Annotated in this window: 18 protein-coding genes; 11 read left to right on the top strand and 7 right to left on the bottom strand. The window is 61.7% G+C overall.

Annotated features, from left to right (window positions below; genetic code table 11):
- Positions 1-61: 61 nt before the first annotated feature.
- From NKJ46_RS21150 to lptF, 3 genes are read right to left on the bottom strand one after another with little or no spacing between them, the layout of a single operon-like run.
- Positions 62-2479, bottom strand: a complete 2418-nt coding sequence (locus NKJ46_RS21150) for an LPS-assembly protein LptD (protein WP_352667212.1) — start codon at positions 2477-2479, stop codon at positions 62-64.
- Positions 2479-3564 carry an LPS export ABC transporter permease LptG gene (lptG, locus tag NKJ46_RS21145; protein WP_023677695.1) on the bottom strand — a complete coding sequence of 362 codons (1086 nt, stop codon included), beginning with the start codon at positions 3562-3564 and terminating at the stop codon, positions 2479-2481. Before lptG ends, NKJ46_RS21150 begins: the two co-directional genes overlap by 1 nt.
- Positions 3561-4763 (bottom strand): LPS export ABC transporter permease LptF, encoded by a 1203-nt coding sequence (gene lptF, locus NKJ46_RS21140; protein WP_352471099.1) that lies wholly within the window; start codon positions 4761-4763, stop codon positions 3561-3563. Before lptF ends, lptG begins: the two co-directional genes overlap by 4 nt.
- A 354-nt stretch (positions 4764-5117) precedes the next feature.
- Here lptF and NKJ46_RS21135 point away from each other — a divergent pair, with 354 nt between their 5' ends.
- The 5 genes from NKJ46_RS21135 to NKJ46_RS21115 all read left to right on the top strand — a co-directional run bounded on the left by NKJ46_RS21135 (position 5118) and on the right by NKJ46_RS21115 (position 9769).
- Positions 5118-6284 carry a flavin-containing monooxygenase gene (locus NKJ46_RS21135; protein WP_352667210.1) on the top strand — a complete coding sequence of 389 codons (1167 nt, stop codon included), beginning with the start codon at positions 5118-5120 and terminating at the stop codon, positions 6282-6284.
- A 73-nt stretch (positions 6285-6357) separates the two neighbouring features.
- Entirely contained in the window at positions 6358-6741 is a 384-nt protein-coding gene (locus NKJ46_RS21130; protein WP_352667207.1) for a VOC family protein, read from the top strand.
- A 41-nt stretch (positions 6742-6782) separates the two neighbouring features.
- Positions 6783-8279 carry a leucyl aminopeptidase gene (locus tag NKJ46_RS21125; RefSeq protein WP_352667204.1) on the top strand — a complete coding sequence of 499 codons (1497 nt, stop codon included), beginning with the start codon at positions 6783-6785 and terminating at the stop codon, positions 8277-8279.
- 38 nt (positions 8280-8317) lie between these two features.
- Positions 8318-8767 carry a DNA polymerase III subunit chi gene (locus NKJ46_RS21120; RefSeq protein ID WP_352667202.1) on the top strand — a complete coding sequence of 150 codons (450 nt, stop codon included), beginning with the start codon at positions 8318-8320 and terminating at the stop codon, positions 8765-8767.
- 111 nt (positions 8768-8878) lie between these two features.
- A complete protein-coding gene (locus tag NKJ46_RS21115) occupies positions 8879-9769 on the top strand; it encodes an aminoglycoside phosphotransferase family protein (RefSeq protein ID WP_352667199.1) in 891 nt (296 codons plus the stop codon).
- A gap of 37 nt (positions 9770-9806) precedes the next feature.
- On the opposite strand, the gene NKJ46_RS21110 is transcribed toward NKJ46_RS21115, so the two are convergent.
- Complete coding sequence (locus NKJ46_RS21110) at positions 9807-10271, bottom strand: carboxymuconolactone decarboxylase family protein (protein ID WP_352667197.1); 465 nt, start codon at positions 10269-10271, stop codon at positions 9807-9809.
- Between the two features lie 85 nt (positions 10272-10356).
- Here NKJ46_RS21110 and NKJ46_RS21105 point away from each other — a divergent pair, with 85 nt between their 5' ends.
- The 4 genes from NKJ46_RS21105 (at position 10357) to NKJ46_RS21090 (ending at position 13066) form a co-directional block, all read left to right on the top strand.
- Positions 10357-11028 carry a TetR/AcrR family transcriptional regulator gene (locus tag NKJ46_RS21105; RefSeq protein ID WP_352667194.1) on the top strand — a complete coding sequence of 224 codons (672 nt, stop codon included), beginning with the start codon at positions 10357-10359 and terminating at the stop codon, positions 11026-11028.
- 4 nt (positions 11029-11032) lie between these two features.
- On the top strand, positions 11033-11644 hold the full coding sequence (locus NKJ46_RS21100; RefSeq protein WP_352667192.1) for a hypothetical protein: 612 nt from the start codon (positions 11033-11035) through the stop codon (positions 11642-11644).
- A complete protein-coding gene (locus tag NKJ46_RS21095) occupies positions 11641-12489 on the top strand; it encodes a 23S rRNA (adenine(2030)-N(6))-methyltransferase RlmJ (protein WP_352667189.1) in 849 nt (282 codons plus the stop codon). The genes NKJ46_RS21100 and NKJ46_RS21095 overlap by 4 nt, the downstream gene beginning before the upstream one ends.
- Before the next feature lie 124 nt (positions 12490-12613).
- Positions 12614-13066 carry a hypothetical protein gene (locus tag NKJ46_RS21090; protein WP_352567494.1) on the top strand — a complete coding sequence of 151 codons (453 nt, stop codon included), beginning with the start codon at positions 12614-12616 and terminating at the stop codon, positions 13064-13066.
- A gap of 37 nt (positions 13067-13103) precedes the next feature.
- Here NKJ46_RS21090 and NKJ46_RS21085 read toward each other — a convergent pair whose 3' ends face one another.
- On the bottom strand, positions 13104-13466 hold the full coding sequence (locus NKJ46_RS21085; RefSeq protein WP_352667187.1) for a VOC family protein: 363 nt from the start codon (positions 13464-13466) through the stop codon (positions 13104-13106).
- Positions 13467-13592: 126 nt separating this feature from the next.
- Between NKJ46_RS21085 and NKJ46_RS21080 the strand changes: the two genes are divergently transcribed.
- Positions 13593-14351, top strand: a complete 759-nt coding sequence (locus tag NKJ46_RS21080; protein WP_352667184.1) for a sulfite exporter TauE/SafE family protein — start codon at positions 13593-13595, stop codon at positions 14349-14351.
- A 151-nt stretch (positions 14352-14502) separates the two neighbouring features.
- Here NKJ46_RS21080 and NKJ46_RS21075 read toward each other — a convergent pair whose 3' ends face one another.
- Positions 14503-15138 (bottom strand): TetR/AcrR family transcriptional regulator, encoded by a 636-nt coding sequence (locus tag NKJ46_RS21075; RefSeq protein WP_352667181.1) that lies wholly within the window; start codon positions 15136-15138, stop codon positions 14503-14505.
- 67 nt (positions 15139-15205) lie between these two features.
- Here NKJ46_RS21075 and NKJ46_RS21070 point away from each other — a divergent pair, with 67 nt between their 5' ends.
- A complete protein-coding gene (locus NKJ46_RS21070; RefSeq protein ID WP_352667179.1) occupies positions 15206-15721 on the top strand; it encodes a DinB family protein in 516 nt (171 codons plus the stop codon).
- Between the two features lie 456 nt (positions 15722-16177).
- Here the strand turns inward: NKJ46_RS21070 and NKJ46_RS21065 are convergent, their stop codons facing one another.
- A complete protein-coding gene (locus NKJ46_RS21065; RefSeq protein ID WP_352667176.1) occupies positions 16178-16624 on the bottom strand; it encodes a hypothetical protein in 447 nt (148 codons plus the stop codon).
- Positions 16625-16761: the final 137 nt, after the last annotated feature.

The following is a 16761-nucleotide window of genomic DNA, read 5'->3' as shown; positions in this document are numbered from 1 at the left end:
GCCTGCTCTATGCGGCGAAACAATGTCGTCCGCCAGCCGCCCCGTTGCCGACCGCTGCCCGTTATTGGATGGTGTCGATGGAGCGTTGCGACGAGCCGAAATCGCCAAGCGTACGGAACGACAGGTTGAAGCCGACGTTCTGCGATACTTCCTTGGTGTTCAGGTCACGTCTTTCCGAAAACGTCATCAAATAGGTAAAGCATGAATCACTATAGGCAAAGCCGACCCCGTCCTTGACCAGAACGCTCTGCTCCAGATCATATGTGCCGGTGCCAAAGACGCGCCAATTCTCAGCAAGATGTGTCGAGGCGCCGAGCGTAACCTCATGGCGATCGGTCGAGAAGCCATAGAGCGGCTGCGCCTGGATGAAGGCGTATTTGGCGCTCAGCGATACCGGCAGGCCTGAAAAGGCGGCCTTTACCTCTGCGCGGCGGATCTCGAAGCTTTGCTCGTCGAAACGGCCGCTGACCGAGCCGGAAAACCCGCTGGGGCTGTTGAAGCCGACAAGGCCGACATAGTCGGAGGTTGCAGTTTCAAGACCCGAATAGGCGCCGACATTGACCAGGTCCGGCGTGCCGAACGAGTTCTGGCCGCCGAGCTGGTAGGATTGGCCGAACACCGCATTGGTGCCCCAGCCATTGTCATATGCGCCGGAATAGCGCAGCCCGACATTGGCGCGTGTGCCGCCTTCCATGCGGTCATAGCCCGAGAACTTGTCGCGCTCGAACAGCGTCGTGGCGTCGAAGACGAAGCTCTGGGCGTCCTCGTTGGGGACCGCCAGCCCGCCGACATATTGCTCGTTCGGACGCATGAATACTTGCGCCATCGGTTCGAAGACATGGCTGGAACTGGTCATCGAGAACAGCACCGGCCAGCGCATCTCAAGCCCGGCCGTCGCCATGTAGCGGGCAAGCGATGAACGCATATCGTCCTCGACGCCGAGATTGGTCGCCATCTGGTTGATGGCGTCGAGCGAGGCCGAGGAGGCGTTGACGTAGCCGGCGTCGCCGCGCAGCGCCAGGAGCGGTGTCAGCAGCAGCCCGCCATCGGTGGTGAAGGTGCGCTTCCATTCCGCTTCCGCGGTAAGGCGGCCGGATTGACCATCGATGCCGCGGACGTTGTTGACGGACGAAGGGATGCCCGAATTTGCAAGAGCCGTATCGAGCCTGTCGCGGTCAATGACCCGCGCGTTGACGTCGAACGACAGCTGCCCGCCGGCCACCGGCATGTCGGGGATATAGGCGTAGTCGAGCGAGGGCAGCACCCAGGGCTGCTTGGCGGCGCGTGCGGTCGGATCATTGGCGAGCGTGTCTTCCTGAACGTCGAAGTGCATGGCGCGCACATCGAAGTAATTGCGATCGTTGAGCCCCGTCAGGTACACCTCTGAGCGGTGCACGCTATCGTTGAAGCCATCGATGTCGTAGGTGCGCGCGAAATTCTTGTCGCTCTGCAGCAGGATGTCCCAGCCGAAGTCCCAGCGCGGGTTGATGGCGAACTGGCCCTGGGTGCCCATCATGCCGCGGAACCTGTTCGGGTCGCCTGCTGTACCCGAATTCACGTTGTGGCCATTGTCGTCGATGAAGGCGTCGGGATTCTCCTGCCGGATACCCGCAATCTTCAGGCTGTACTGACCGTTGTTGAAGCGCTGCCGCCACTCGGCCTCACCGAGGAAACCTTGCTTGGTATAGCCGCTGCCGGTGACAGTGAGATCGTAGGTCGGCGAGAGCGCGAAATAATAGGGGACTTTAACACCGACGCCGAGATCGCTCTTGTAGGCGACGCCGGGGATCAGGAAGCCGCTCTTGCGCTTGACCGTTGGGTCGGCGATCTCGAAAGCCGGCAGATAGGCCAGCGGAAAGCCGAAGAACTCGAAATTCGAGTTCTCGAAGCGAACCGTCTTCTTCTCGCCGTTCCAGATGATCTTCCTGGCCTTGATACGCCAGGTCGGCGCTTTGTCGGGCTTATCCTCGCACGGCTCGCAGGCGGTGTAGACGCCATTGTGGAACGTCGTCAGCACGCCGCCCATGCGCTCCGCGCTTTCGGCGGCGAAATACGCCTTGTCTATGGTCTCGACACGCAACGCGTTGACAAAGCCGTCCGCGAAATCGTCGGTGATGTCGGCATGTTGCGAATAGATTTTGGTGCCGTCGCTATTGACGAGTTCGACATTGCCGCTAGCGACGAGGCGTTTGGTGTTGCGGTTGTATTCGACCCGCTGGGCGACCAGACGGTTGCCGCCATAGTCGATCTGGACGCCGCCGACGGCCGTCACGGTCTGCTTGTCGTTGTCGTAGACCAGCGTATCGGCTGCCAGCAGCATCTGCGTGCCGCTCGGAACCTTCGTTGCCAGCTCACTGACGTCCTGGGCAAAAGCCGGAGCAATCGGGGCGACGCTGGCAAGCAGGCATACCAAGGCGCTCGCCGCAGAAAGGCGTGCCAAACCGGCGTGCCTATGGCTGCGCAAAACCGCCTCCCTCACTAGCCGTCTTCCTTGTATAGCAGGAATGTCACCCCGAAGAACATAGCCACGACAACCGGGACCCAAGCCGCTACGGCAGTGGGTACGAATCCCGCTACGCCGAATGCCTTGACCAGCACCGAAACGACATAAAGCAGAAAGCCGGCCACGATGCCACCCAGAATCATCGTTGCCGACTGCCCCATCCTCGCAAATCGCATTGATACCGTTGCCGCAATCAGCGTCATCGCGACAAGCAGGAAAGGCAGCGCAATCAGGGAATTGAACTGCATGGCGAAGGCATTTGCCTTGAGGCCGAAGGAGCGGGCCACTTCGATCTTGCCGGGCAGATCGTAGAAGGGAATAGTCTCAGGGCGCGCCAACCGCTCTTGCACGAATTCCGGCTTGAGATTGGTCGGCAGCCGATCGCTGGGCAACGACTGGATGGTGCCGTCCCGGAACACCTTGACGTCCTGCAATTCCCAGTAGCCATCCCGCAAAAAGGCGCGCGCCGCATCCTTGCGCTCGATGATGTCGCCTTGCGGGCTGAAACTGAAGAAGACAGCGTCGGCCATCTCCAGGCCTTGATTGAGAATGGCGCGCGCGCCGATAATGGTGTCGCCGGCGTTGGTTTTCTGCCTGATCCAGGGCGCGGCATCGGCCGAGACGCTGTTCGACTTGCCCGAACGGAGCTGGGTCTCGATCTCCTCGGACCAGGAATAGGCGTGCGCGGCTACCGGATTGATGACGCCGACCGACAAAGCTCCAAACAGCAGCGCCCCGATGCAACATGGCAGCAGGAACTGCCATGCGGAGACGCCGGCGGAACGGGCGATGACCAATTCATACTTTCGGTTGAGCGACACCAGGGTCGCCATCGCCGAGAACAGGCCGACGAACGGCACCGTCTGCAGCATGATCATCGGCATCCTGAGCCCTGAAATGGCGAACGCGGTTGCGTAGGTGAAGCCCGGCACGCCGGTCGTGCGGCCGGAAAGCTCGGTGAAATCGATCAGGAACACCAGCGCCAAGAGGCCGATGAAGAACCAGATGGTGATCGTCACATAGCGAAAGAAAAAGTACCGACCCAGAGTCCAGCCCATCAGCCGGCTCCCTGTCCGGATGCGCCACGCCCGGCAAAACGGAGCTTGATGGCGCTCCAGCCGTCACTGAAGCGGCCGGCAAGATTGGTTATCCAATCGGCCCAGGCAACCGGCAGTTCCATGGTCCGGTTGGAAACAATGAACCAGATGGCGATCGCCGATGCCACGATCGGGACGCCGTAGACCATATAGGCATATTGCGGCACCTTGTCGGCCTTGCCGGCGGCAAAGAACCCGAGCCAGCGTACGAACAGCGCGATCGCGATTGCCGTGATCAGCGGGTGCACACGCGCCTCGCGATGCGAGCGCGCATCTCCGGCGACGGCGAGCGCGATCAGCGCGAAGACGAGCGAATAGGACCACTCGGAAAAACGCTGGTTGAGCTCGGCCAGGTACCTGTTCGGCTTTTGCTGGTACATCTTGTCGTTCGGACTGGGGTTGAGCAGATACTGGGTCGTCCGGTCCTTCGGCAAAAGCAGGATGTCAGATGATGCCGACATGAAAGCGGACAAGTCGAAGGCATAGGAGGTGAACCGGATCACCGAGAGGTCGCCGGTCATGGTTTTGCGATGGATGACGCCGTCATTCATCATCAGCACCTTCTCGTCGCCGCGTTCGATGATGCTGCCGGTCTTGGCGTAGTAGATGAGATTGACGCCTTCTTCGCGCGAATCGGCGACGAAGATGCCGCCGAGGCGATTGTCGGGAAGCCGTTCGCCGACCTGCAGGAACAGGCCGTCATCGATCTTGCGGAAGGTGCCTTCCTGGATGATCAACGACAACAGATCGGCACGCGACGACGCAATCAACTCGCGATTCTTCTGGCGTGCGTAAGGGTCGACGCCATTGTCGACGGCGAACGAAAAAACGCTGGCTGCGAGTGCCAGAAGCATGATCGGCCTGACGATAGTCCAGCGTGATGCGCCGGCGGCATTGATGACGGCCAGCTCCGAATCCGAATTCATCACGCTGAGGATCTGGGCGACCGCGACCACCAGGGCGAACGGCACGACGATCGGAACGATCGTCGGGATGATCAGCGCTGCGACTTCGAAGAAGGTGAGGGCCGACTGACCGCTATCGGTGACGAGGTCGATGCGGGCGAGCACCTGAGTCGTCCAGACGATCGCCAGCGTCCAGACGAGCGCCAGCGCGAATACCGCGAAAGCACGGCGCATGATGTAACGTTCAACGACCTTCATGAAGGCTTTTCTCGGCGATTTCGAACGGCATCATGCCTTGGAACAAGGTAGTCGTCCGGCGCCGGCTGCACAACTGGCTCAGTTTGGCGGTTCGATCTGGGTTCTGTTCCGGATCGCAAAGTCCGCTTGGCCGGAGTGTCGGCGGCAATGGATAAGAAAGGGCGAACATTGTTGGTTAACAACAGGTTGCGGCGGGAAGCGGGGCCGTGCCGCGACGAATCGTGGATGGTTCGATATCGCATATGGGAGCGATTTCGGCCAAAGTCTTGTCAAATGCGGCAAAACGACCAAATGTCGCGCCGGTCGCGACCGCCGCGGCGTGATAGGACGGGTCAGGATCTGTTGAGCCCCAGCATGGAAGCGGAAAAATTGCGCAGTCAAACCGGTCGGGAAACCGTCTTTGACGGCGCGATCGTGGTCGGCGCCGGCGCGGCCGGCCTTGCCGCCGCCCACGCCTTGATGAAGGCCGGCGTACCGACGCTCGTCCTGGAAAGGGAGAGCCGGCTTGCCGAACCCTGGCATCGGCGGCACCAGCGGCTGCACCTCAATACGCATCGCGATCTCTCGACGCTGCCCGGCGTCGGCTATCCCGCAGGCACCCCGGCTTTTCCGCATAAATCGGCCGTCATTCGCCATCTGAACGATTTCAGCAAGGCGCATGGTCTGCCGGTTGCATTCGGCGTTTCCGTTGAAGAGATCACGTTCGACGACGATCACTGGACCGTGCGGACGAACGCCGGATTCCGTCCGGCGCGCCATGTCGTCGTCGCGACCGGGCGCGACCGGCAGCCGTTTATCCCCGCGTGGAAAGGCATGAACGATTTTGCAGGCCGGATCATCCATTCGGTCGATTTTGGCGAGGCGAAGAACTATGCCGGCAAAAAGGTGCTGGTGGTCGGTGCCGGCAATTCGGGTTTCGACGTACTCAATCATCTTGCGAATGCAGACGCCCAAAGCATCTGGCTGTCGGCCCGCAACGGCCCCTCACTGCTGCCGAAACGCATTGGCAAGGTCGCCGTCCACAGGCTTTCACCGTTAATGGCGAGCTTGCCGGTGCGACTGGCCGACGCGGTGATGGCGACAACCCAGCGCCTGGTTTTCGGCGACCTGACGAAATTTGGGCTTCCGCCGGCCCCCATAGGCGGTGCGAGCCGTCTGAGCGCCGACTACACCGCGATCGCAGCCGATGACGGCGCGGTTCGCGCCATCAAGGCAGGCACGATCGTGGTGGTGCCACCATTGCGGGAATTTACCCAGGACGGCATCGTATTGAATGACGGCAGGTTGATCACGCCCGATATCGTCATTGCGGCGACCGGCTATCGCACCGGTCTGGAACAGATGGTCGGCAAGCTCGGCGTTCTCGACGGCAAGGGCGTTCCGCTTTTCAATGGCGGCGACGCCGATCCGAAATTGCCCGGTCTGTGGTTTACCGGCATGCGGCCGAGCATTCGCGGTTGTTTCGCCAACGCCCGCATTCAGGCCAGGGCGATAGCGGCGCGGATTGTCAAGCAGCGATAGTGAGCTGGACCATGCCGACTGTTCCGCCCGCAATAGACACGCCTTGTTGAAACGCGCTCGAACCGAAAGGTCAATGATCATGACGCCAGTCAGCATTCGCTACGTGGTCGATGATGTCGCCGCCTCGATCGACTTCTACTGTGGACATCTGGGCTTCGCTGTTGAACAGGACGCGCGACCGGCTTTTGCTTCCGTCACACGCGGTGCCTTACGGCTCCTTCTAAGCGGACCCGGCAGTTCGGGTGCACGGGCGATGCCGGATGGCCGGCAGCCGGTGCCGGGAGGTTGGAATCGCATCCTGTTGGTGGTGCCGGATCTGAAAGAAGAGGTTGCGCGCCTCAAGAGTGCTGGACTTGTCTTTCGCAACGATATCATAACGGGCGTCGGCGGTTCCCAGACGCTGCTCGAAGACCCATCGGGCAATGTCATCGAGCTGTTTCAACCCGCCGCTCACTGACGAACGCGATAATCCAACGTACTTCCCGAAAGCAGGACATCATGAATTCAAGACCCTCGATCGCCTTTGCCAAATTCGCCGCGCCCAAAAAGGGCAGCGTTTTCGTTCTGGCGGCCGACGAGCGCGGCCTCGGCGACGCCGCAAGGGCTTGCGATCCGGCAAAGACCCTCGAGCGGGCTTTTCCGGTCGCCGACTTCACCGGCAAATTCGCCAGCCTGGTCGAAGTGCTGGCACCGGAAGGGACATCGCTCGAGCGGCTGGTGGCGGTCGGTGCAGGCAAGGGCTCCAATCTCGATGATTACGCCTGGCTGAAGCTCGGCGGCACGATTGCCGCGTCCTTTCGCAAGGCAACCGAAGTGGCCGTCGTGCTCGATCTTCCCGGTGCGGCCGTCAACGGCAGGCAAGCCGTTCAGCTTGCAGCGGGCATCCTGCTGCGCAGCTATTCCTTCGACAAGTACAAGACCAAAAAGAACAATGGTGACGACAAGCGCGAGCCAAAAAAGCTGGTCAAGGTGACTATTCACACCGCCGATCCGGCAGCTGCAAAGAAGGCCTTCGCCGATGAAGCGGCGGTGATCGACGGCGTGTTGCTGGCGCGCGATTTGGTCAATGAACCGGCCAATGTTTTGGGACCGGTGGAATTCGCCGCCCGCATCGCCGAACTGGAGTCGCTCGGCGTCACGGTCGAGATCCTGGCCGAGAAGGAGATGAAGAAGCTCGGCATGGGTTCGCTGCTGGGCGTAGCGCAGGGCTCGCCGCGTGGCGCCCGCATCGCGGTCATGCGGTGGGACGGCGGCAAGGCCAAGGAAAGTCCGGTCGCCTTCGTCGGCAAGGGCGTCACCTTCGACACCGGCGGCAATTCGATCAAGCCTGCCTCCGGCATGGAGGACATGAAGGGCGACATGGGCGGCGCTGCTGCCGTTACAGGGCTGATGCACGCGCTGGCCGCGCGCAAGGCGAAGGTCAATGTCGTCGGCATCGTCGGGCTGGTTGAAAACGCCGTCGACGGCCACGCTCAGCGACCGGGCGACATCGTCACCTCGATGTCGGGCCAGACCATCGAAGTGCTCAATACCGACGCCGAGGGCCGCCTGGTGCTGGCCGATGCGCTGTGGTACTGCAACGACCGCTTCCAGCCGAAATTCATGATTAATCTGGCGACGCTGACCGGCGCCATCATGGTCGCGCTCGGTCAGCATTATGCCGGCTTGTTCTCCAATAATGACGAGTTGGCGGACCGGCTGACGGCTGCCGGACAGGCGACGCAGGAGCGGGTTTGGCGCATGCCGCTCGGCGCCGAATACGACAAGCTGATCGATTCCAAGAATGCCGACATGAAGAACATCGGCGGCCGCCATGGCGGCGCCATCATCGCCGCGCAGTTCCTGCAGCGCTTCGTCAAGGACACGCCCTGGGCGCATCTCGATATCGCCGGCACCGCGATGGGCGCGCCTTCCAACGAGATCAACCAGTCATGGGCTTCCGGCTTCGGCGTCAGGCTGCTCGACCGGCTGGTGCGCGATCATTACGAACAATGAGCGGCTGGGGCGGGACTCCGACAATGTAGACTGAACGCATGGCCGAGATTCTGTTTTATCACCTGACCGAATCGACGCTGGAGGATGCGCTGCCCGGCCTCCTGGAGCGTAGTATTGATCGCGGCTGGCGCGCCGTGGTGCAGACCGGCACCGAGGAACGGCGCGACGCGCTGGACCAGCATCTGTGGACTTTCCGGGACGATTCGTTCCTGGCCCACGCAACGGATCGCGAAGCCCATCCCGCCGAGCAGCCGGTGCTTCTGACCGTCGGCGCTGACAATCCGAACCAGGCGCAGATACGCTTCCTCGTCGATGGGGCGGTGCCGCCGGAGCTTGGCGGCTACCAGCGCGCCGTATTCCTGTTCGACGGTCACGATGCAGCCCAGCTGGAGGCGGCGCGCACGCACTGGAAGACAATGAGGGAGGCTGGCCACACCGTGACCTACTGGCAGCAAACGCCGGACCGGCGCTGGGAACGCAAGGCTTAGAGAATTTGCAGCCGAGTGGAATCACTGGCGCCGCACAATGCGACGACAAGAAGATGGACCGCCGGCTATTCAAAAGACCTGAGCAAGCCGCCCGATGAACAAACATCAAGCATGTCGATAGATGCCGCACTTGTTCGCCGGCTGATTGCGGCGCAGCTCCCCAAATGGGCGGACCTGCCGGTAGAGCCGGTCGAGCCTGGCGGCTGGGACAACCGCACCTTCCGGCTGGGCGACAGCATGTCGGTGCGGCTGCCGAGCGCTGCCGCCTATGTCGCCCAGGTCGAGAAGGAGCATCGCTGGCTGCCCCGCCTGGCGCCTCACCTGCCTCTGCCTATACCCGTGCCGCTGGCCAAAGGCGCGCCAGGGGAAGGCTATCCATGGCCTTGGTCTGTCTATCGCTGGCTTGGTGGCAGACCGGCGGCTAGTGAACTGATTGCCGATCTCACTGAGTTCGCCCGTTCGCTGGCCGGCTTTCTGGTTGCGCTCTACCGGATCGACGCCGCAGGTGGGCCACCGGCAGGGCAGCATAATTTCCACCGCGGTGGCCGGCTTTCGGTCTACGACGCCGAGACCCGAGGTGCGCTCTCGGCGCTCGGCGGCCGCATCGACAAGGCCGCAGCCGAGGCCGTGTGGGCGACTGCGCTTGCCTCGCGATGGCAGGGGCCGCCGGTCTGGGTCCATGGCGACGTCGCCTCGGGCAATCTGCTCGTCGAAGATGGCAAGCTCTGCGCGGTCGTCGATTTCGGCAGTTCGGCTATCGGCGATCCTGCCTGTGACCTGGTGATCGCGTGGACGGAATTTTACGGCGAGAGCCGCCAGGCGTTCCGCGACGCCATTGCCCTTGATGAGCACAGCTGGGCGCGCGCACGGGGCTGGGCGTTGTGGAAGGCGCTGATCGTCGCTTCGGGACATGACGGCAACCAGCGCGAGGCGGAAAAATCGTGGCGGGTTATCAATGAGGTGCTGGCGGATCATACAGAACAGTCAGAGCGGGATGGCTAATTCAGTCTGAACGCAACCCGCTCTGATAACGAAGGCATTACTGCCCGCCCATCTCCTTCTTGAATGTGTCGAAATCGACCTGCATGCCGCTGAAGATGGTGCTCCAATGGCGGGTCAGCGCTGAAACGGCGATCGCCTCCTGGATCTCCTCGTCGGTGGCGCCGGCGCGCCTGGCATCCTGCGTGTCCGACCAGATACAGTAGTTGCACGGGATTTGCGCTGCCACCGCCAGCGAGATCAGCGACTTGACCTTCGGCGGCAGCGCCGTCTTGTCGCTGAGCTGGATGGCCTTGACCTCGGCCCATGCACCGGGCAGACCGGCTTTCGGGAACTGCTTTACGAAACCGGGTACGCCGCCCATGGTCGACTGGATGTCCTTGACGGTTGCGTCATACTCGTCGGCATAAGAAGGGCCTGCAGCCAGCGTCAGCACACAGGCGGCGAGCAGGCAGGCACGGCGGATGGAAGAATGCGTTGATGAAAGAGTACCATAGACAGACATGACATTCTCCTCTGGTCTTTGTTAGCCTTACGATGTAAGGTAATGTCGAAAATGAACCTTACGCTGTAAGTTGTCAAGCGGCACCATGGACACATCGATCAAAAAAAAGCGACCGCGCGGCCGGCTGTCTCGCGAGATGATCGAGGATGCGGCTTTGAAGGTGATCGAGAGCGAGGGCCTCGCCGGGTTTTCGATGCGCAAGCTGGCGGCAGAACTCGGCTGCGAAGCCATGAGCATCTACCACCACTTTCCTTCGGCGGCGCATCTCTTCGAAGCCTTGGTGGACCGGCTGATCGGCTCCATCGAAATGCCCGACGCGGATTTGCCCTGGCGGCAAAGATTGCGCAGCGCCGTGCTGGATTTCCGCCGCGTGGCGCGTGAGCACCCGGCCTTTGCCACGTTCCTTGTAACCTACCGGATGAATTCGCCGACCTGTCTCACTTGGCTGAACGGCATCCTTGGCCTGTTCGAGGCCGGCGGCTTCGGACCGGAACTGGGTGCGCGGCTGTTCCGCACTACCGGCTATTATCTGATGGGTGCCATCCTCGACGAGACTGCCGGCTATGCAAAGGGGCCTTCGGCCGTGACTATCGTCAGCGACGAGCAACTGGTGCAGGATTTTCCAAAAGTAGCTGCGGCCGGGCGTTATTTCGGCACCGCCGAATTCGACCGGACGTTTGATCTCGGCCTCGACATGCTCCTGGACGAAATGGAGCGCGCCCGCGACTGCGCCAGCGCGCCGAACACCAGGTCTTGACCTCATGCGCTCTCTGTTCGCCCTGATACTGCTCATTGGTACCGGCATCGGCGTCGTCTATCCCTGGGTGATGACCAATTTCTCCGGCCATGAGATCGGCACCTGGCGGGTTTACGACCAGGGCCGGTTCAAGCCGGTGACGGTGGCCCTGAGCGCACGCGACGGGCCGCTACGCGTGCTGGTCGATCTTACGGCAAGAGCCGAGCGCATCGTCTCGCAGCAGCGCACTGTGTTGACCCTGACTGCCGCCACCGGCGGCAGGACGGTGCTCGCCTCGACGCTGCAGTTCAACCATTCCGACAATCCGCGTCAGGTCAGCCCGCAACTGCCGGACAGGATCTTTCGCGACGAGGCCGGCCTGATCCCGAGCGTTACCCCCGGTTCCTACATCTTCACCGTCGGTCCGGGCGACGCCGAGGGCATTCCGATGCGGGCCGTCGACCTCGTCCTGCGCTCGGGTGCCGGCGAGGTCGACCGCCGGGCGCGGCCGGTCGGTTTTTCCCTGATGGCGGCCGGCCTGGCCGGGCTGGTGCTGGCATTCCGTTTCGGCGGCCGCCGGCCGGAAAATCCTAACTCGCAGCCGCCACCGCCGCGCTGGGGCAGGGGCTCCAATTGAACTATCGCCACGCCTACCATGCCGGGAACTTCGCCGACGTCGTCAAGCATGTCGTGCTCAGCCGGTTGATCGAATATCTGAAGCTGAAGGACAAGGCGTTTCGGGTCATCGACACCCATTCCGGAATCGGCCGCTACGATCTGTCCTCGACCGAAGCGCAAAAGACCGGCGAATGGCAAGGCGGCATCGGCCGGCTCGTCGATGTGGCCCTTGATGCGCCGGCGGCAGCACTGCTGTCGCCGTATCTTGAAGCCGTCCGTTCGTTCAATCCGGACGGCGGCGTGAAAAAATACCCGGGTTCACCGCTGATCGCCCGGCACCTGATGCGCAAGCAGGACCGGCTGTCGGCGGTCGAACTGCACCCCAAGGATGCTGCCAGGCTGAAGGCGCTGTTCGACGGTGACTTCCAGACCCGGGTGATCGAGCTTGACGGCTGGCTGGCTCTCGGCGCGCATCTGCCGCCAAAGGAAAAGCGCGGCCTCGTGCTGATCGATCCGCCTTTCGAGGAAGAGGGTGAGTTCGGTCGCTTGGTCGACGGGCTGCAAAGAGCCCATCGGCGCTGGCCAGGAGGGATTTACGCATTGTGGTATCCACTCAAGGACCGCAGGGCGGTCGCCGCCTTCCGCAAGGCGCTGAAGCAGACGGGCATTCCGAAGCTGCTCGATATTTGTTTTGAGATCAGGCCGGCATCCGTCGAGCCGAGCCTCGACGGCTGCGGCATGGTGGTGGTCAATCCGCCCTTCACGCTGGAAGGCGAGTTACGGACGCTGCTGCCGGCGCTGCACCGGCTGCTTGCAGTCGAGCAGCCGTCGCATTGGACGCTGGACTGGCTGGCGGGAGAGTAGTTTGAGATGCGGCCCTGCCGTTCAGACAGCGCAACAATCGTCACCACAACCATGGTCGCTACAACCGCTTGACCGCGCGTCAGCGAATCCGCACAGTGCGCGCAGTCGACCTTGAGAGGCTGCCATGACTCGCTTCGCCCAATCCGCCCTTGCCGCACTGCTCGCCTTGTGCACGCCGTTGGCCGCACCACTTGGCGTCACCCAGGCAGTCCAGGCGGCCGACCTTGCAATCTATACCGACGAGGATAGCGGCGTCTGCGGCGAGGCCTGGGTCCTGGACAAGATCACCGACCGCTTCTCCTATCAGGTGCATCACGTGCCGCATCTGCCCGATGTGCAGATCGTCGACTTCCAGCGTATCCACCAGCATCGCTATCTGCCGGCCGACGACACCTGGCCGATCGGCCGCCGTTATTGCGGTGCCACCGTCAGCCTCTCCGACGGCCGCGCCCGCACCATCTGGTACCTGATCGAAGAAGGCCAGGGCTTTGCGTCGATCGGTGACAATGTCGAATTCTGCGTCTCGGGCTTCGACCGTTGGATGGTCTATAACGGCCGCTGCCGCGTCCTGCGCTGAACCGGCGCCCTTCGATTCCCGATGGATTGTTGCGCCCTTAAGTGGTCGAGAAAAGAAACACCTGACGGCCATCAGGATCGCGGACGATAACACGCCTGCCCATAGCCGTCGCCTTGACATCCGCGATGACTCCAAAGCCATTGGCCTTCGCCGCAGAAGCGGCTTCGTCTGCGTCGGCGATTTCGAAGCCGATCATCGTTCCCGCCCCTTCCGTCATCATTCCTTCGTTTGCCGGATAGAGTTCAATCGCGAGCCCTTGACCTTGGAACGCGAAATGTATCGGACCGGAGCCGTGCTGCTCTTGCCTGAAGACAATTCCGAAATTCGCGTAGAAAGCGGCGGCTGATCTGGGATCAGCCGAAAACCATGTGACAAATGCCAAGCTCGGCAAGGAGGACATTCATACCTCTCTGATGTGAGGGTTGTCCGGCACTCAAGGTCGGACGGAGGTTGCCAAAATCGTAGACTTCTATGCAAGTCGACGCCAACAGACCACATCGATCACTGTGCGGGGAAACAGCACTGCATGGATTCACTTGTTTATACTGTTGCTCTCGGGGCGGTCGTTGCTGGCTTCGTCCAGGGGCTGTCCGGGTTCGCCTTCAGCCTGGTTGCCATGTCGTTTTGGGTTTGGACCGTTGAGCCCCAGCTTGCTGCTGCCATGGCGGTCTTTGGGGCGCTCACCGGCCAGATCATCGCTGCCGTCACCGTCCGCCGGGGTTTCGACCTCAAGCTTCTGCTGCCCTTCCTGATCGGCGGGGCCATAGGGATTCCGGTCGGTGTCGCCGTCCTGCCCTTTCTGGATGTGCAGTTGTTCAAGTTGGTCTTCGGTGCGCTGCTGGTCGTTTGGTGTCCCTTGATGCTCTTTGCGCGTCGCCTCCCTCCCATCACGGTCGGAGGTCCTGTTGCAGACGGTGCGATAGGTCTGGTCGGCGGCATCATGGGTGGGCTTGGCGGCTTCACCGGCCCGGTCCCAACGCTGTGGTGCGTGCTGCGCCAATGGGAAAAGGACAGGCAGCGCATTGTCATCCAGAATTTCAACCTTGTGACCCTCTCCATGACGATGGCTGCCTATCTTGCGGCCGGAAAGATCAAGCTCGAAATGCTGCCGATGTTTGCCGTCGTCGCGCCAGCGATGTTGATACCGACACTGCTTGGCGCGAGACTCTACATCGGCGTTAGCGAGGCGACTTTTCGAAAGATCGTCCTCACGCTCTTGGCCGCATCAGGTGCAGCATTGTTGGCATCGTCCTTGCCGCACCTCATAGGCCGGGTTTGGATCTGACGTACAGAAATCCCAGACTTCCCCCCGTAGGTCGTTTGCCAATACCGCGGCGTTGCAATTGGGCTGTCGGCAACACGACATGGTCGTGAAAAGGCGCCATCGGCTCCTTGGTGTCGCCCTATAACGGCACGTGCACAGTCGTGGCCATGCGCTATCGACCGATGCGGCCCGCTCCCGATAGGTAGGCGCAGATCAGTTCGACGAGTTGCTTTTGCAGCTCCGGCGCAGCGAGCATGTTCCGGCGTGCCGCGTTGTGGATCACACCTTCGATCGCCGACGACAGCACGCCCGCCACGGTCTCTATGTCGACGCCTTTCCTTGGCTTGCGATAGGAGGCGACGGCAGTCGCATAATGATTGAGGTATTGTGCCTGGAACGAAGCATGGGCGGCCCTGGAGCGGCGATCGCCGGGCGCCTCGTCGAGCAGAACCTGGTGTAGTGTCGGGTGAATGCTGTGCGCCGCGACCATGCCGTGCACCAGCCCCTGCGCGAACTTCCTGAGCGGCCTTTGGTCTTCCGCCGAATCGCGAATGACCGACAGCACATGATCGAAGTGACGGCGCCGGACGGCTTCCAGCAGAGAAAGCTTGTCGGGAAAATACTGGTAGAGCGTGCCGATGCTCACACCTGCCGTCTCGGCAACCTTGTTGGTGGTGAAGCCGGCCCAGCCTAGCCCGCTCAGAACATGAGCCGCCGCCTCGATGATCGCCTCGACGGTTGCCCTGGAACGCGCCTGGCGCGGCTGCTTGCGCATGCGCGGATGCGGTTTTGCAATGCGAGTAGACACGCCCGCCCGTTCTCCTGAAAATATAAACAACATACTCGCATTTGCGTGAAAAGGACACCGACCATGAGTGCGCTCGCTCTGCTTCGCAGCCTGTGCCTATCAGGCCTGGGCCAATGACGAACTGCTGGAAAAGCTGGCGGGTCTCGACCCGCATGTTCACGACAAGGAGCGGCAGGCCGTGATACGGCTCGTCGATCACAGCCATGTGGTTTCGCGGATATTCTCGGCGCACTTGGTTGGTGCAAGCCATGGCTACTCCGCCGACACCACGGAGGACACGCCGGCGTTCGACGAACTTCGCGCCGCGGTCGCGGCGACCGATCGCTGGTATCTCGATTATCTCGAAACCGTTTCGTCGCGGCAGCTGTCCGAGCCCGTCGCATTCGTGTTCACCGACGGGGATAAGGCATTGATGTCGCGACAGGAAATGCTGACCCACATCGCACTGCATGGAGTCTATCATCGCGGTGAAGCGGGGCGCATCCTGGCGCAGATTTCCGTCATGCCGCCATTTGCCGTCCATCTCCACAGGGCCGAGCCTTCGCGCCGGCTGCAGATGAGCCGTGAGCCGCTCGGCGCCTGAACGGCCGAGCGCTTTCGATCACGCGGTCGGCGCGACCGGATCTATCGAGCGATATCCTGTCTTTCAGAAATGCGAGCTGTCTGCTTACTTTCATCGCGTCGTGCAAGATAGTGCAGCGGCGTGCTCGTCGCGTTGCTTCCTACTTACCTGTAGTTTATCGTTTCGGACAAGACGAGGCGGGCGACCGCCTTCCTCTTGACAATGTTCGCGCTGAGCGTCGGACGTTGAAGCGCAAAACTGGTCGAAAAGGTCATGAGCTTGACGAGAAGACCGGTCGAGATAGAGCGACCAGAATTTCTGTCGCAGAACTTCGCTGCGGGGCATAAAGATTCGCAACCAATTTTCGTGCCGGTAAAATGGTCGCCCGCTCGCCGTAACCGAAACTTAAGCTGCAAAAATCATTCTAATGCTTCGCTGGCTAGCAAGCCGCGAGTCAGATATGCAATGCGCGCCGGGTCAATAACGGCCGTCGGCACAACGGAAGGGGCATGATATGGCTAAGCAGTCATCCAAAGCGCCGGCATCCAAGGCACCGGCAAAGTCACCGGCAAAGAAAGCACCAGCAAAAGCAGCCGCGGCAAAGGCCGCAACTGCTGTGAAGAAAGCAGCACCCGCTGCCAAAGCGAAGGCCGCTGCACCTAAGGCAAAAGCAGCGCCAGCCAAAAAGCCGGTCGCCAAGGCCGCGGCAAAACCGGCCGTAAAGAAAGCAGCACCGGCCAAGGCCAAGGCTGCACCGGCAAAGAAGGCGGCACCGGCCAAGAAGCCGGCTGCAAAGGCCGTGGCGAAGCCTGCTGCGAAGAAGGCAGCACCGGCAAAGGCCGCCGCTGCGAAATCTTCTGCTGCAGTGAAGAAAGCAGCGCCCGCGGCCAAGCCGAAGGCAGCGCCCGCAAAGGCGAAGGCCAAGAAGTAGTCGCAGCCCTGCTACCGCCGGGGACAGTACTCAAGACAGCCAGGGCGGGATGCCGGACAGGCGCCTCGCTTCTTGGTTGACGGTCGGGCAGGACGAGAAAGAGGCGGGAGGAAGACGTCTTTTCGCAACT

The organism is Mesorhizobium sp. M0166, assembly GCF_040322255.1.
Lineage (GTDB): Bacteria > Pseudomonadota > Alphaproteobacteria > Rhizobiales > Rhizobiaceae > Mesorhizobium.
This window is presented reverse-complemented; position numbering and strand designations above follow the sequence as displayed.